Raw genomic sequence first — 14,034 nt, forward strand, 5'->3', positions numbered from 1 at the left:
GCTCGCGATGCGGCCCGGAAGTCGTTCCTCCGCAACGGAATTACAACGTCAGAGGTAAGAGAGGTGAATAAGGATGAGTATGTGGGAAGAGATCTTCGGGCAGAAGATCACGATCATGCAATGGCAGCGCGGTGTGCTGTACCGCGACGGCGTGTTCAAGGCGGTGCTGACACCAGGCGTGCATTACACGCGCCCGCGTACCGACACCTTGGTCACCGTGGACATGCGTGCGCAGTCGATTCAGGTGGTCGGTCAAGATGTGCTGACCGTCGATGGTTTCACCGTGAAGGTATCGGCGGCGGTCGAATACAAGGTGTCCATGCCGGACGTTTTCGCCACCGCCGAGAATGGCTCGGTGCACTGGGGCATCTACCTGCGTGCTCAGCTGCGGGTGCGTGACGCCGTCGCTGCGTTGACGCTCGATGAGCTGTTGGCTCAGCGGGGACAGTTTCTGGGCGCCGATGCCGTTGCGAGGCTCGCGGCCGAGGCCGAGGACTTCGGCGTCACGGTGACCCGGTTCGTCGTCAAGGACATCATGCTGTCCGGCGAGGTACGTAAGGCACTGGCCGGGCCGCTGTTGGCCCGGGAGGCGGGTAAGGCCGAGTTGGAGCGGGCCCGCGCCGAGGCTGCCGTGCTGCGCTCGATGGCTAACACCGCCAAGCTGCTGCGGGAGAATCCGGAGCTGCTGCAGCTGCGGACCCTGGAGTCGGTGGCGGACGGCAAGGCCATGGTTGTCCTCAACCGCTGAGTGCCCTAGAAGGAGAACCGCATGATCCTGCCGATATCGCGCAGGGCAGGGATATGCGAGATCACCTTCATCTGGATGCGGCCCGACAGTGGCAGGTGCTCCTCACCTGCCACGTCGGTGCTGCGCAGGTCGTCGAGGCAGTGCAGCCCGGGATGTAATGCCTCGATCTGGCCGGGGTCGTCGATACCCCAGTGCAGGGTGGCGCCCGCGTTACGCACCGCGGGGACAAGCTTCTGCAGCGTGATTCCGATGCTGCCGTAACAGTCGAAAGCCAGCTGTCCGCTGGGGAATCGGCCGGTGATCCGCCGGATCAGGGACTGTCCCTCGGCCTGCGTCAGGTACATCGTCAAACCCTCGAACACCGCGAGCGTGGGGCGATCTGCGGGGATATCGTCCAGCCATGACTCCTCGGTGACCGAGCTGCCCAACATCCGGTAGTCCCCACCGCGTTCGGGGAGCAACGCGCGCCGCAGCGCGATGATGTCGGGGTAGTCGACATCGACCCAGCGCACCGTCTCGGGCGGATTGATCCGGAAGATACGGGTGTCCAGCCCGCAGGCCAGATGCAGCACCGTCGCTTCCCGGTGTGCGGCGAGGAACTCCGAGGTCCAGACGTCGAGTTGGCGGGCGCGTAATGCCACCCCAATCGCCTGGGTTCCTTTGATCTTGGTTTTGGAGAAGTCGTAGTCGATACGACCGACGGCCTCGGCGGCGTAGTGGTCATGAAGAACCGAATTCGGGGACACGGCGTCCTGTGCCCGGCCGTACAGGGTGGCCAGCATGGTCTCTGGGGCGCCGCTCAGCGTGATTTTCACGCGGTCCGTCACTCGACCCAACATACGCCGCGAACTCGTACTACAGTTGCGCCGTCCCAGACCGAAGGAGAACCTCACATGGCTGATTTCAAGGGCCTCATCGACAAGCTCAAGAGCCTGTTGGCGGGCAACAAGGACAAGGTGAACCAGGCCGTCGACAAGGTCGGCGACGCCATCGACTCCAAGACCGGTGGCAAGTACTCGGCGGTGGTGGACAAGGTGCAGGACGCCGCCAAGGGCGCGGTCGAGAAGGTCGAAGGGGCCGCAGCTCCTAAGGACGGCGACGCTCAGTAACCGACTGGCGCCGCTGCTGGCGGCGCTGGTGTTGGTCACGGCGGCCTGCGCGCGGGTAGAGGCGGAAGGTGTTGCACCTCCGCCTCCCTCGCCGCCGCCGGGTGAGGTGCTTTCCGATGCGCCGTTGTCGCTGGCTCCTGATCTGGATGCCCTCGCCGACGGCCACCTCATCCGCTACATGTCGACCTCGGGTGCCACCGGCACCCCCACTGAGGTGACGGGTGTCGTGTTTTCACCGAAAGGTCAACCTCCACAACAAGGTTGGCCCATTGTGTCGGTGGGACACGGCACCACCGGTCTGGATGACGAGTGCGCGGTCTCGCGTGCTCCCGATCTGCGCGGCTACATCTGGTTGGTGCGCAACCTCACCAAACGCGGCTGGGTGGTGGCCATCACGGACTACGAGGGGCTGGGCGTACCTGGCCCGCATCCGTATCTGGAGCCGCGATCCGAAGGATTCAACGTCGTCGACGCGGCGCGTGCCGCGATGTCGCTGATTCCCGGGTCGTCGACGACATGGGCGGCGATCGGTGCGTCCCAGGGTGGCCAGGCGACCTGGGCGGCCGCCGAGCTCGCAGGCGACTATGCCCCGGAGCTGGACTTTGTGGGTGCGGCCAACCTGTCCCCGGCGGCAGATCTGACCGAGATGGCGACGCACGTCGGTGACGGACGGTACGACTGGAGCCAGCTCTCGATGATGCCCACGCTGCTCACGGGGCTGTCGGTCACGGTCCCCGAGCTGAGGCCGGAGAACTTCCTGCACGGCTCTTTTCAGGACAATCCGCACGATAAGGCGCTGCTGCTGGGATGTCATAACGGGCTGGATCCGGCGCGGGCGGCGGCCATAGGTAGATTGCGCGCCAACGATTTTCACCGCACCACGCCGCAGGATGCGGAGATCTTCGCGCGCGCGTTGAAGCGGATCTCGTTGCCGTTGGGGCCGGCTTCCGGCCCGATGCTCGTCTACGCGGGTGGGGCCGATCGGCTGATCGACGCGCGCTGGATCCACACCGCGGTGCGACGGGCCTGCGCATTGGGCGACACCGTCCAGGAGATCGTGGCGCCTGGTAAGGGCCATGTGGACCCCGAAGGGGAGCGGCTGGGGGTGCAGTGGATCGCGGATCGGTTTGCCGGGATCCCGCCCCCTAGTAACTGCTAGCCGTCTGTTGAAGTCGCTCCGGTATCGTCTGCCGACGTGGCAGCCAAACTGAATTCCTCCATCGATGTGCCCCTCCCTCCGCAGGAGGCCTGGGAGCACGCCTCGGATCTGCGGCGTTTCGATGAATGGCTGAGTGTTCACACCGCCTGGCGCAGCGCGTTGCCCGAGACGCTGGAAACGGGCACGGTGATCGACTCGATCGTGTGTGTGAAGGGCATGTACAACCGGGTCAGGTGGACTCTTAAGAAGTACGACCCTCCGACGGGACTGTCGCTGGAGGGACAGGGCAGAGGTGGCGTGAAGGTCAAGCTCCGGGTGACGATCACCCCGAAGGGGCCGGGTTCGGTCGTCGACTTCACCCTGCATTTGGGCGGTCCCGCGATGTTCGGCCCGATCGGCGCGGTGGTGGCGGCAGCGTTGCGCAGTGACATCGACGCCTCGCTGTCGAAGTTTGTTCAAGTTTTTGCGTCCGCCTCATAATCGCCGTTTTTTGCGTTCTACCTGCGAAAACGTAAGCGACCGTTTGTGATTGGCTCCGTATCGAGTTGGTGTCGGTTGTTGGCATGCTCCCGAACAAGGAGCAATATGGATATATGTCAATCACACGGAAGTTCATCGGAACGGTGTTCGCCGCAGGTGCTGGCGCGGTACTGATCGCTGCTGCGCCCGCCGCCGTGATGACCACCGGGGTGCCGACAACCACGTCTAACCAGGTGGTTCTTGCCGATCCCGGCGGCTCAGGCAGCGGTGACGCAGGTGGCGGCGGTGGCTGCTACAACGGCGTATGCGGCGGATGGAACCCAGGGCAGGGTGGCTGGGGCCACGGCTGCTACAACGGCGTTTGTGGTGGCTGGGACGGCCAGCGCGGCTGGGGCAACTAAGCCCTCTCGGCCGGACGTCAGTCCGCGAGCGGCCTAAGGGCCTGCGCCAGGGCGTCGTAGGCGTCCCGGCGAGCTGACCCGGTGCCCAACAGGTGATCCGGCAGGATCACCTCGTCAACACCCTCCTGTGCCCACGGTGCCATCTGCTCCGCGATGCGGTCTGCGGTGCCGTACAGCACCGGAATCGGTGATGTCGCAGCAGTTTCCGCGGCGCGTGCCTCGGACTGCGGGCTGTCGGTGACGATGATGCGGGCCTGGGTGGAACGCCAAATCGTCGCAGGATCGCGGCCGATCTTCTCGGCTGCGGCGTCCAGACGGCCCGAGACGTCACGGAACGCTCCGGGCGTGGACCACTGATTCCACTCCTGGGCGTAACGGGCGGTTAGGCCGAGCATGCGCGGCTGTGTGGCGCCGATGAGGATGGGTAGCGGGCGCTGCAACGGCTTGGGTTCGCAGATGGCCTCCGCCAGCTGGTAGTACGCGCCGTTCGCCGTGGTGGCTTGCTCATTGAGCAAGCCGGTAATCACTTGCAGCCCTTCGGAAAACCGGTCGACGCGCGGTCCGGGCTTGCCGAGTTCGAGCCCGTAGCGCTGGTGTTCGTTCTCTTGCCAGCCGGCGCCCAGTCCGAGTGTGAAGCGCCCCTGGCTCACGTGATCGACGGTGGCCGCCCAGTTGGCAAGCACCGCCGGATGCCGGAAGGTCATCGACAGCACCAGGGGAGCGAGCCGGATCCGTGAGGTGGCCGCGGCGAGCGCGGCAAAAATCGCGGTGGCTTCGTGGAAGTCGGTGCGCTGTTCGGCGGTGTCCGAGTGCGCCATGAAGTGGTCTGCGGCGTAGAAGGCACGCCACGATCCGCCGTCGGCGTACTGGGCGATATCCAGCAGATCTGTCCAGGATTGGTTGGTTTGTCCCCATATCGAGAAGCGCATGTTTTCCAGCCTAGAGCCGGTGCACATATCGCCGTTATTGCGTACTACCCTCGAAACGGTGGAGGAGCAACCAAGGGGTCGGCGGGCAGAGGTGATCGCGGCCGCCATTGAGGTGGCGGGCACCATGGGTGTCGGGGGTCTTACGTATCGCTCGGTGGATGCGGCGGCGAACGTCCCGAGCGGTACTACGTCGAATCATTTCCGTACACGCGATGCGCTGCTGCTGGGTGTCATTGTGGAGATCGAGAAGCTTCGCCGGGCCTTCTGGCGGGCGCTTGTCACCGAGATCAATCCGACGACAGTGGCTGATCTGGTCGGTATCGGCACTGCGTACGCCAACGGGGCCGTCGGAATGATGAGTACCCGGGTGCGCGCGTACATGGCGCTTCTCATGGAGGGGTGGAGCCATCCCGAGCTGCGAGAGCCGCTGCAGCGGGGCCGGGATGCGCAGATTCCCCGCACACTGCAGCTCATGCGCAAAGTCGACCCGATAACCCCTGAGCTGCATGCGGAAATCTTTCAGGACTATCTGACGGGCATCATCTACCAGCAGCTGGCCAACCCGTCGCCGAATTTCAATCCGCGCCCCGGGATTGAAGCGTTGCTCACCGGCCTGGTGACGCCCCAGGTAACGCAGGAATAGGGTTCTCGCGCCAATCGGTGTCGGTGACGATTCGCCGCGAAATGCGTTCAAGTGCTGCCTGAATCTGCTCACGGTCTGCCCGATCTTCGAAATCGGGTGTGCGGGAGAGTCGTTCGACCAAGTACTGGTTTATTGCCTCGCTGATCTTGTCGACTTCCTGGCGTCCGGGATCGGTGAGCCAGACGTGGTCGTTGGTGCGCAGGGCGTACCCGTTTTCGACGAGTTCGTTGAAGGCGGGGTCGATGACCTCCGGCGGTATCCGGTACCACTGCGCGATTCGGGACACCTCGGCAGACCCGGTGGCGCGCAGGAATCGGTTGGCCTGCACCAGGGCCCACAGTGGCGCGATGGGCATCGACACACCCGCGTGTTCGCGTAGCTTATGCAGGCCGATATGCGGGAATCCGCGCATGGCATTGCTGATCGCGATCTCCAGCAGTTTGTCTGGTGAGAACGAGTTGGGCATGCCGAAGCCCTCACCCATATCGGCGGCAAGGGCCGAGTCGGTCCCGCGCAGCGGGACCTCTTTGAGGAACAGTGCGACGACGAAGCCGATGACGGCAACAGGTGTGGCGCAAAGGAACACAAGGTCCAGTGAGTCGGCGTAGGCGTTGATGACCGGTATCGCGGCATCGTGTGGCAGTGCGTGCAGTGCCTGCGGTGACGCGGTGGCCTCGGGTGGCACTTTTACTGAGCTGATCTCGCGTGCAAGGAAATTGGAGAACAGTGACCCGAATATCGCGGCGCCGAATGAGCTGCCGATGGTGCGGAAGAACGTCACACCGGAGGTCGCGACGCCCAGATCGTCGAATCGGGCCGTGTTCTGCACGATGAGGGTGAGTACCTGCATCGAGGCGCCGATGCCCACTCCCAGAATGAGCAGATACAGCGACTGCAGCAGGAAGGGCGTCGAATTGTCCATCCTGGACAGCAGCACCAGTGCGACAGCCATGGTGGCGGTGCCGAGGACGGGATAAATCTTGTACTTGCCGGTGCGGCCCACCAGGATGCCGGTTCCGGTGGAGGTGATGAGCATGCCCGCAACCATGGGCAGGGTGCGCATGCCCGACACGGTGGCCGAGACACCGTTGACGAACTGCATGAACGTCGGGAGATATGTCATCACTCCGAGCATGGCGAAACCAACGACAAAGCTCAGCACGCAGCAGATCGTGAAGACCGGGTCGCGGAATAGCCGCGGTGGCAGGATCGGTTCGGACACATGGGATTCCACCCAGACAAACACGCCTATCGCGGCGACCGCGCTGACGAACAGTCCGATGATCACCGGTGAGGACCAGGGGTAGGTGGTGCCGCCCCAGCTGGTCGCCAATGTCAGTGCCGAGGCGCCCAATCCGATGAGCACGATGCCCCAGTAGTCGATGACGGGGCGCGTCGCCTTGGCGAGAGCCGGGATGGCGGCAGCCGCGACCACGATCACCACCACCGAGATGGGCAGGTTGATGTAGAAGGCCCAGCGCCAGCCCAGATGATCGGTGAACAGTCCGCCCAACAGCGGGCCGATCACGGTCGTCACCCCGAAGACCGCCCCGAGCATGCCCTGATAGCGGCCGCGCTCGCGCATGGGAATGATCTCGCCGATGAGGGCGGTCGCCGTCACCATGAGTCCACCCGAGCCGAGGCCCTGGATCGCACGCGCACCGACCAGCATGGCCATCGATCCGGCCATGCCGCAGAGCAGTGATCCGGCCGCGAAGATGACGATGCAGGCGATGAAGACTGCGCGCCGTCCGAAGAGATCACCGAACTTGCCCATGACGGCTGTGGCCACGGTGGAGGCCAGCAGATAGCTGGTGACCACCCACGACTGGTGCCCGGCATCTCCGAGATCGGCGACGACAGTGGGCAGGGCGGTGGCGACAATGGTGCCGTCCAGCGCGGCCAGGAGCATCCCGAGCAGGACCGCGACGAAGATGAGGTTGCGGCGCTGCACGCTGATCATGGAGCTCGCGGCTTCCTGATCGACTGTTTCGGGCTCAGGTGACTGCGTAGACATCGTTACCCACTCTAAGGTATTCGATTTGCTATTCGCCTATTCTTGCCCACATGGCCGATGGGCCCAGTACAAGACGTAGTTCGGTAGTTGCTGCGTTGCCAAGGGTGTTTCCTCGGCTTCATATCGAGCCGGTCGGATCGGATACGCCAGGCCTTCCGCAGGCGTGGCGAGGTATCGCGTCTTTGTCCGGACGCGAGGCGGCGAGAGAAGCACTGGTGTTGTGGCGTGAGGTGGCGCCGGACGGCTTCTTCCGGTTGATCGGACTGCTGGATGCGCACTGTGCCGACGTCGTGGTGGTTCGTGTGAGCGGTAAGGAGGCAGAGTTCTCAAGCCTCGCCCTGATGTACGCCATCGCGGGGAGTGGGGATCAGGAGTCTGATTGGCAATTCCGGTTTGGGCTAGCCCCTGTGGATGATTCCACTGCGCGAGGCCGTGTTGGTGTGAACTGGGCTCGGCAAGTGGTCTTCATACCCGCGCTTGAACGGTTCGGCGCCTGGCAGGCGGTCAATGTCGTGGTGAGACCGGTCATCTGGGAGCGGATACCGCGTGGCCTCCGTCGCATCTATACGGATCTGCACAACGGCTTCCTTAAGACATTGCACGGTGACGACCGCGGTCTGGTCACCATCGAAAGTCTGTGCACCATCGACAACTTCTACAAACATGACGACTTCGCCGGCGACTTCTGGGTCAGTGCGATGGGGGCCGACGGACAACTCATCCTGCCGCGAGACCAATGGCCCGACCTGGTTGATCTCCTCCGTATCGCAACTGTGCAGTGGCGTGGATGGATGTGTAGATATCGGCGACGCCGATTCTGGGCGGGTGTGGGAGTTGTGGCAACGTGACGGGCTTGAACGCGGGAGCGGCGACCTTTTCACGCGTCTGGATGACTTGTTGGTCGGGTCCTTCCACGCGCCTCCCGGTGGGTGGGAATGCATGTGAGCGGCGGCCGTACCCCCACTCCCGACCTGGGTGTAACGTACGTCACAGGGCTCGCATCGATGACCGACAGGAGCAGGCAATGAAGCATGCAGCACCCGGAACCGAAGGCAGCGCAGTCACTTTCGCGCCCCGGTACGAGAACTTCATCGGTGGCGAGTGGGTTGCCCCGTCGGATGGCCAGTACTTCGATGATTCCTCGCCGATCGACGGCAAGGTGTTCACTCAGGTCGCCCGCAGTACCGCGCCGGATATCGACAAGGCACTGGACGCCGCCCACGCCGCGGCCGAGGCATGGGGCAATACGTCAGCGGCCGAGCGGTCCAACACGCTGCTCAGGATCGCCGACCGCATGGAACAGAACATCGAGCGACTCGCGGTCGCGGAAACCTGGGATAACGGCAAGCCGATCCGCGAGAGCCTCAATGCCGACATACCGCTGGCGATCGATCACTTTCGCTACTTCGCCGGAGTGCTGCGCGCTCAGGAGGGATCGATCTCAGAGATCGACCACGACACCGTGGCCTACCACTTCCATGAGCCGCTGGGGGTCGTCGGCCAGATCATCCCGTGGAACTTCCCGCTGTTGATGGCTGTCTGGAAACTGGCGCCGGCGCTGGCGGCGGGAAACTGTGTGGTCCTCAAGCCCGCCGAGCAGACGCCCGCCTCGATCCTGGTGCTCATGGAGCTGATCGCCGATCTACTCCCGCCGGGAATAGTCAATGTGGTCAACGGGTTTGGTGTCGAGGCGGGTAAGCCGCTGGCCTCCAGCCCGCGCATCGCCAAGATCGCCTTCACGGGTGAGACCACCACCGGGCGCCTCATCATGCAGTACGCGACCGAGAACATCATCCCCGTCACTTTGGAGCTTGGCGGCAAGAGCCCCAACATCTTCATGCCCGACGTGATGGCCGCCGATGACGCGTTCCTGGACAAGGCGCTCGAAGGCTTCACGATGTTCGCACTCAATCAGGGCGAGGTATGCACGTGTCCCTCACGGGCGCTGGTGCATTCGTCCATCTATGACGAGTTCATCGCGCGTGCGATCACGCGTGTCGAAGCCATCGTGAGTGGGGATCCGCTCGATGAGGACACCATGATCGGTGCGCAAGCCAGTAACGATCAGTACGAAAAGATCTTGTCCTACATCGATATTGGGCGAAAAGAGGGCGCACAGGTGCTCACCGGTGGGGACGCCCGAAAGGTTGCCGACTACCCGGATGGTGCCTATATTCAGCCGACCGTGTTCGCCGGCACCAACAACATGCGCATCTTCCAGGAAGAAATCTTCGGCCCGGTGCTCTCCGTGGCGAAGTTCGACTCACTGGACGAGGCGCTGAAGATTGCCAACGACACGTTGTACGGCCTCGGCGCGGGGGTCTGGTCGCGCGATATGACCAACGCCTACCGGCTGGGCCGCGGCATCAAGGCGGGCCGGGTGTGGACAAACTGCTACCACCAGTACCCTGCGCACGCCGCGTTCGGCGGTTACAAGAAGTCCGGTATCGGCCGCGAGAACCACAAGATGATGCTCGACCACTACCAGCAGACCAAGAACCTCTTGGTGAGCTACTCGCCCGACGCCGCGGGCTTCTTCTGATGCGCGCTCACGCGAAGGAAGTCCGGCCCTGATCAATCGAGTAGAGCTCACTGCGGCGGCGGCCGAGCTGTTGGCTTCGCTGGTGGCTCGACATGGGCCTGTGATGTTCCACCAGTCCGGCGGCTGCTGTGACGGCAGCGCGCCGATGTGTTACCTGCGCGGAGAATTTCGTGTGGGTGCCTCGGATGTGTTGCTCGGCGAGGTTAGCGGGGGTACACCGTTCTGGATGAGCGCCGACCAGTTCGAGTACTGGTCACATACACATTTGACGGTGGACGTGGTGCCTGGGCGAGGGTCTGGATTTTCGCTGGAGGCGCCGGAGGGGGTGCGTTTCCTTATCCGGTCGAGGTTGTTCACCGATGACGAGGTGCTCGCGTTGGCGAATCAGCCGGTCAGGACCGGCGCCGACGGGTGAGGCGCTGCCGATTCCTTCGTGTTGTCGGTTGCCCGCAGAGGTAGTAGTTTGCCCTTGTCGGAGGCTGTCTGGTCGGGTCGGTCGTAGGGGAGTGTCATCCAGTGTATGTAGCTATTCGAACTGCTGCGGTTGCTGCGGTGTGCAGTCTGTGTGTCGGGACAGGTCTGGATGCGCGCACCGTGCGGCCGGTCCCTTCTCTAACCGCCACGGCCACAACACATTCCGTGACGAATCGGGCAGTTTCTCTCACGTCGTTCTCTGACTTGCTGGCGGTGGCTGCCCCGCAGAATGATGCTGGGGCGCAATCGAATCCGGTGGCTACCGGGGTGCCGAGTAGCGGCGAACTCATCGGGACAGTCGCCAAACTCCTCAAGGCGTCACAAGCCGCGTCGACCGGTTCGGCTCCGGCGATCACCGCAGCCGCCGTCGATCCTGTCGATCCGCCGGTGGAGCAGCCGGTAGATCCGCCCGTCGAGCAGCCCACAGATCCGCCCGCGGCCGACGAGCCGGCGCCACCCACCAACTTCCCGGGGACCCATTGGCCTGCGTTTGGCACCCCGTCCTACTTTGCGCAGTTGGCCTTTGCGGTGTTCCACGTTGTGGCCTTGCCGATCACGGTGCCTGTGCAGTTCTTCCTGGGCAGTGCCGAGGGTGTGCCGACGGTGATAGCCGCGGCACTCAATGACTTATCGGGCTTGCTGGGCCAGATACCAGGGTTCTCATCGCAGCAACCGGCGGCGGAAACGCAGCAGAAGGTCGCAGAGGCCTCCTCGCTGTTGCCGAAGACCGCGGCGGCGGAGGCCGAAGCGCCCGCCACTGAGGAGCCGGCTCCGGCTCCGGCGCCAGATCCCTTGCCGACCAACTTCCCGGGCCCGCGCCCCGCGTTTGGCACGCCCTCCTACTTTGCGCAGTTGGCGTTCGCGGTGCTGCATGTGCTGGCGCTGCCGATCACGGTTCCGGTACAGGCGATCATCGGCAACACCGAGGGTGTGCCGACGGTGATTGCCGCCGCGCTCAACGACTTGTCCGGCCTGCTGGGGCAGGTCCCGAAGATATCGCTACCCGGGACCGATCCAGGGACCACGCCGGAGACCTCCTCGAAGCAGGTCGATCAGGCTGTCACCAAGCCGGAAACCGCGTCCGAGAAGTCCGAGACCACAAAGCGCGACGTTGATGCGAAAACTGCCAGTACCGAGCACACGGAGCACGGAGCGAGGCCTGGCGAGACGCCCGCAGAGGCGCCCAAAACCGAGCATGAGGCCAAGCCCGCTGACGCCCCTGCCGATGCGACGAAGGCAGATCCGGCTAAGGCTGTTGAGCCCAAGGTTGATCCGGCTAAGGCCGTCGAGCCTAAGGTTGACCCGGCTAAGGCTGTAGATCCGACGAAGGTCGTTGACCCCACGAAGGTCGTCGAGCCGGCGAAGGCTGTCGATCCCACGAAAGCCGTTGACGCGACGAAGGTCGTTGACCCGACGAAGGCTGTCGAGCCGGCTAAGGCTGTTGAGCCCAAGGTTGATCCGGCGGCGGCAGCGTCTACGAAGCCCGAGCCTGCCAAGCCGGTTGCGGTCAAGCCGGAGACCAAGCCCGAATCGGTCAAGCCGGAGACTAAGCCGGAACCCGCCAGCAGCCCGGTGAAGGTCGTCCGCGACAGCCTGAAGTCGACACCCGGTGGAACCACCACCACCGGCGGCACCAAGACGACCGAGGGATCCAAGGGGGCAGAAACGGACAGCAAGACGCCCGCTGCGTCTACGGCGACCAAGGTTCGCGAAGGATCGACCCCCTCCGTGGGTGGTACGTCCGATAAGCCTGCGGAGAAGCCCTCGACGGAGAAGCCGTCGACCGGCAAGAGCTCACCGTCGTCGGAAGGGAGTTCGCATTCCTCCGAAGGAAAGACGCATTCCTCCGAGGGCAAGTCACACTCGGGGTCTACTGACTGACGATGATCGTGAGCGTGTTGCCGTCGCGTTCGATATGAAGTCCGGCGCGACGGGCAACCGCAGCCACTGAGGCGGCGTCATTGGGTTCGGCTCTGCTGCCGGCGAGGATACGTGCCAGTTTTCCCTTGTGCGCCTTGTTGAAATGGGTGATCACCGTGCGTCGCCCATCGGGATGCTCTGTGAGGCAGTCAACGGTTATCGCCTGCGGTAGCCGCCCCAATCCCGCGTACGAGCCTGAGCGCAGGTCCACCACCAGTTCGTCGGCGGCCAGCTCCGCCAAGACAGGTTCCAGTACCGGCTTCCACCGGGCGGATAACGACGGCTTTCCGGGCAGCTTGGACGAGGCCGACAGCCGATAGGCAGGCACCGGATCGTCGGCGCGTAGCAGTCCGAAGAGTGCCGAGCCGACAGCGAGGCGTTCGCGTGCACGTGTCGCGGAGGCGCCGCGCAGAGACGTCACGTCCAGGGCGTCGTACAGCACGCCGGTGTACCGCTGCAGGGCAGGCATCGTGGGGGAGACCCGCAGCTCGGCATTGCGCTGGATTTCGGCGTCCTGAGACGCCGAGATGCCCAGCGCCTTCCTGCATGCCGGAGGGTCGGCGGCGAGGGCGACGAGTTCGTCGACGAGTGCCGCGCGCACCGGATTCAGCGACGGCGTGGCCAGCTTGTCCAGGCGCAGAGGAACATGATCTCCACCTTCGCGTTTGGTTTCTGAGGGTGGTAGCAACACGATCACGCCACAGACCGTAGCGAACTGGCCGCCGCTTACGGCGCAGCGGGTCAACAGCTGCGATGAGTTTTGGCGGTCCGGATGGTCGATATGGGTGAGCGCCCCATCCAGTACAAGGAGACCCCATGCCCACTCGTGAAGAAACTCCACTCGGTGCCCCCGCGTGGATCGACCTTGCCTCGTCGGATGTCGAGAAGTCGAAGGCCTTTTACAGCGCGTTGTTCGGCTGGACCCTGCAGGATGCGGGCCCCGAGTACGGCGGCTACATCAACGCGCACAAGGACGGTAAGGCGGTCGCGGGAATGATCGCGAACAATCCGGAGTGGAATGCGCCCGACGGATGGACAACCTATTTCGCCACCGACGACATCGACGCCACGCTCCAGAAGGTGGCTGACAACGGTGGCGGAAACTGCATGCAGGCCATGGAAGTTCCACAGCTCGGATATATGGGCCTTTTTGGCGACCCCTCAGGAGCTGTGGTGGGACTGTGGCAGCCCTTGGCCCACAAGGGGTTCCAGCTGGTCGCCGAGGCGGGTGCACCGGTGTGGCATGAGCTGAACACCCGTGAATACGACAAGGCGGTCGACTTTTACACCAAGGTGCTTGGTTGGGATACCAAGGTGGAAGGCGATTCCGAGGATTTCCGGTATGCGTGTGCCCAGCACGGCGGAGAACCGATTGCCGGGGTCAACGACGCGACAGTGGGTCAGTGGACGCTTCCGGAGGGCGTTCCGGCGCATTGGGCGGTCTATTTCGGTACGTCGGACACCGACGCCAGTGCGGCAAGGGCTACCGAGCTCGGGGGCGTGGTGCTCACACCTGCGCAGGACACCCCATATGGCCGGATGGCGCTGGTTCGGGACACCACCGGCGGTACCTTCTGGTTGTGCTCCGTCGATTCCTGATCGCGGATAGGGC

The 14,034-nt window shown here is 63.9% G+C and carries 15 protein-coding genes; 11 read left to right on the forward strand and 4 right to left on the reverse strand.

The features are described from left to right. Positions 1-73: 73 nt before the first annotated feature. Positions 74-748 carry a slipin family protein gene (locus tag RHO23_RS00355; protein WP_423488502.1) on the forward strand — a complete coding sequence of 225 codons (675 nt, stop codon included), beginning with the start codon at positions 74-76 and terminating at the stop codon, positions 746-748. A 5-nt stretch (positions 749-753) separates the two neighbouring features. On the opposite strand, the gene RHO23_RS00360 is transcribed toward RHO23_RS00355, so the two are convergent. Next, entirely contained in the window at positions 754-1,587 is an 834-nt protein-coding gene (locus tag RHO23_RS00360) for a class I SAM-dependent methyltransferase (protein ID WP_070920501.1), read from the reverse strand. A gap of 54 nt (positions 1,588-1,641) precedes the next feature. Between RHO23_RS00360 and RHO23_RS00365 the strand changes: the two genes are divergently transcribed. The 4 genes from RHO23_RS00365 (at position 1,642) to RHO23_RS00380 (ending at position 3,897) form a co-directional block, all read left to right on the forward strand. Then, positions 1,642-1,857, forward strand: a complete 216-nt coding sequence (locus RHO23_RS00365; RefSeq protein ID WP_030094378.1) for an antitoxin — start codon at positions 1,642-1,644, stop codon at positions 1,855-1,857. A 106-nt stretch (positions 1,858-1,963) separates the two neighbouring features. Further along, a complete protein-coding gene (locus RHO23_RS00370) occupies positions 1,964-3,016 on the forward strand; it encodes a lipase family protein (protein WP_423489138.1) in 1,053 nt (350 codons plus the stop codon). 36 nt (positions 3,017-3,052) lie between these two features. After that, positions 3,053-3,496, forward strand: coding sequence for a type II toxin-antitoxin system Rv0910 family toxin (locus tag RHO23_RS00375; RefSeq protein ID WP_030094380.1), 444 nt, complete (start codon positions 3,053-3,055; stop codon positions 3,494-3,496). 113 nt (positions 3,497-3,609) lie between these two features. Further along, on the forward strand, positions 3,610-3,897 hold the full coding sequence (locus RHO23_RS00380; protein WP_030094381.1) for a hypothetical protein: 288 nt from the start codon (positions 3,610-3,612) through the stop codon (positions 3,895-3,897). 17 nt (positions 3,898-3,914) lie between these two features. Here RHO23_RS00380 and RHO23_RS00385 read toward each other — a convergent pair whose 3' ends face one another. Further along, the gene (locus tag RHO23_RS00385; RefSeq protein WP_423488503.1) at positions 3,915-4,826 is read right to left on the reverse strand and encodes an LLM class flavin-dependent oxidoreductase; all 912 of its coding nucleotides are present in this window, start codon (positions 4,824-4,826) and stop codon (positions 3,915-3,917) included. A 91-nt stretch (positions 4,827-4,917) separates the two neighbouring features. Between RHO23_RS00385 and RHO23_RS00390 the strand changes: the two genes are divergently transcribed. Next, positions 4,918-5,469 (forward strand): TetR/AcrR family transcriptional regulator, encoded by a 552-nt coding sequence (locus RHO23_RS00390; RefSeq protein WP_057966564.1) that lies wholly within the window; start codon positions 4,918-4,920, stop codon positions 5,467-5,469. On the opposite strand, the gene RHO23_RS00395 is transcribed toward RHO23_RS00390, so the two are convergent. Then, entirely contained in the window at positions 5,432-7,432 is a 2,001-nt protein-coding gene (locus RHO23_RS00395; protein ID WP_064407890.1) for an MDR family MFS transporter, read from the reverse strand. The two genes, RHO23_RS00390 and RHO23_RS00395, sit on opposite strands and share 38 nt — an antisense overlap. Before the next feature lie 236 nt (positions 7,433-7,668). Here RHO23_RS00395 and RHO23_RS00400 point away from each other — a divergent pair, with 236 nt between their 5' ends. The 4 genes from RHO23_RS00400 to RHO23_RS00415 all read left to right on the forward strand — a co-directional run bounded on the left by RHO23_RS00400 (position 7,669) and on the right by RHO23_RS00415 (position 12,383). After that, positions 7,669-8,334 (forward strand): hypothetical protein, encoded by a 666-nt coding sequence (locus RHO23_RS00400; RefSeq protein WP_423488504.1) that lies wholly within the window; start codon positions 7,669-7,671, stop codon positions 8,332-8,334. A gap of 176 nt (positions 8,335-8,510) precedes the next feature. Beyond that, positions 8,511-10,028: an aldehyde dehydrogenase gene (gene adh, locus RHO23_RS00405; protein WP_070923755.1), complete on the forward strand. Its 1,518-nt coding sequence runs from the start codon at positions 8,511-8,513 to the stop codon at positions 10,026-10,028. Positions 10,029-10,056: 28 nt separating this feature from the next. Next, entirely contained in the window at positions 10,057-10,443 is a 387-nt protein-coding gene (locus RHO23_RS00410; RefSeq protein WP_198536807.1) for a DUF779 domain-containing protein, read from the forward strand. Positions 10,444-10,544: 101 nt separating this feature from the next. Then, positions 10,545-12,383 carry a hypothetical protein gene (locus tag RHO23_RS00415; RefSeq protein ID WP_423488505.1) on the forward strand — a complete coding sequence of 613 codons (1,839 nt, stop codon included), beginning with the start codon at positions 10,545-10,547 and terminating at the stop codon, positions 12,381-12,383. Here the strand turns inward: RHO23_RS00415 and yaaA are convergent. Beyond that, positions 12,373-13,119, reverse strand: coding sequence for a peroxide stress protein YaaA (yaaA, locus tag RHO23_RS00420; protein ID WP_057966560.1), 747 nt, complete (start codon positions 13,117-13,119; stop codon positions 12,373-12,375). The two genes, RHO23_RS00415 and yaaA, sit on opposite strands and share 11 nt — an antisense overlap. Before the next feature lie 119 nt (positions 13,120-13,238). On the opposite strand from yaaA, the gene RHO23_RS00425 reads away from it, so the two are divergent. Beyond that, complete coding sequence (locus RHO23_RS00425) at positions 13,239-14,021, forward strand: VOC family protein (RefSeq protein ID WP_423488506.1); 783 nt, start codon at positions 13,239-13,241, stop codon at positions 14,019-14,021. The last annotated feature ends 13 nt before the right edge of the window (positions 14,022-14,034 follow it).

Origin of the sequence: Mycobacteroides sp. PCS013, assembly GCF_049532645.1 — a bacterium.
GTDB classification, from domain to species: domain Bacteria; phylum Actinomycetota; class Actinomycetes; order Mycobacteriales; family Mycobacteriaceae; genus Mycobacterium; species Mycobacterium gwanakae.

Coding starts and splice junctions, on each gene's coding strand:
- RHO23_RS00355 (WP_423488502.1), top strand. CDS start 74: ATGAGTATGTGGGAAGAGATCTTCGGGCAGAAGATCACGATCATGCAA.
- RHO23_RS00360 (WP_070920501.1), bottom strand. CDS start 1,587: ATGTTGGGTCGAGTGACGGACCGCGTGAAAATCACGCTGAGCGGCGCC.
- RHO23_RS00365 (WP_030094378.1), top strand. CDS start 1,642: ATGGCTGATTTCAAGGGCCTCATCGACAAGCTCAAGAGCCTGTTGGCG.
- RHO23_RS00380 (WP_030094381.1), top strand. CDS start 3,610: ATGTCAATCACACGGAAGTTCATCGGAACGGTGTTCGCCGCAGGTGCT.
- RHO23_RS00385 (WP_423488503.1), bottom strand. CDS start 4,826: ATGCGCTTCTCGATATGGGGACAAACCAACCAATCCTGGACAGATCTG.
- RHO23_RS00395 (WP_064407890.1), bottom strand. CDS start 7,432: ATGATCAGCGTGCAGCGCCGCAACCTCATCTTCGTCGCGGTCCTGCTC.
- adh (WP_070923755.1), top strand. CDS start 8,511: ATGAAGCATGCAGCACCCGGAACCGAAGGCAGCGCAGTCACTTTCGCG.
- RHO23_RS00425 (WP_423488506.1), top strand. CDS start 13,239: ATGCCCACTCGTGAAGAAACTCCACTCGGTGCCCCCGCGTGGATCGAC.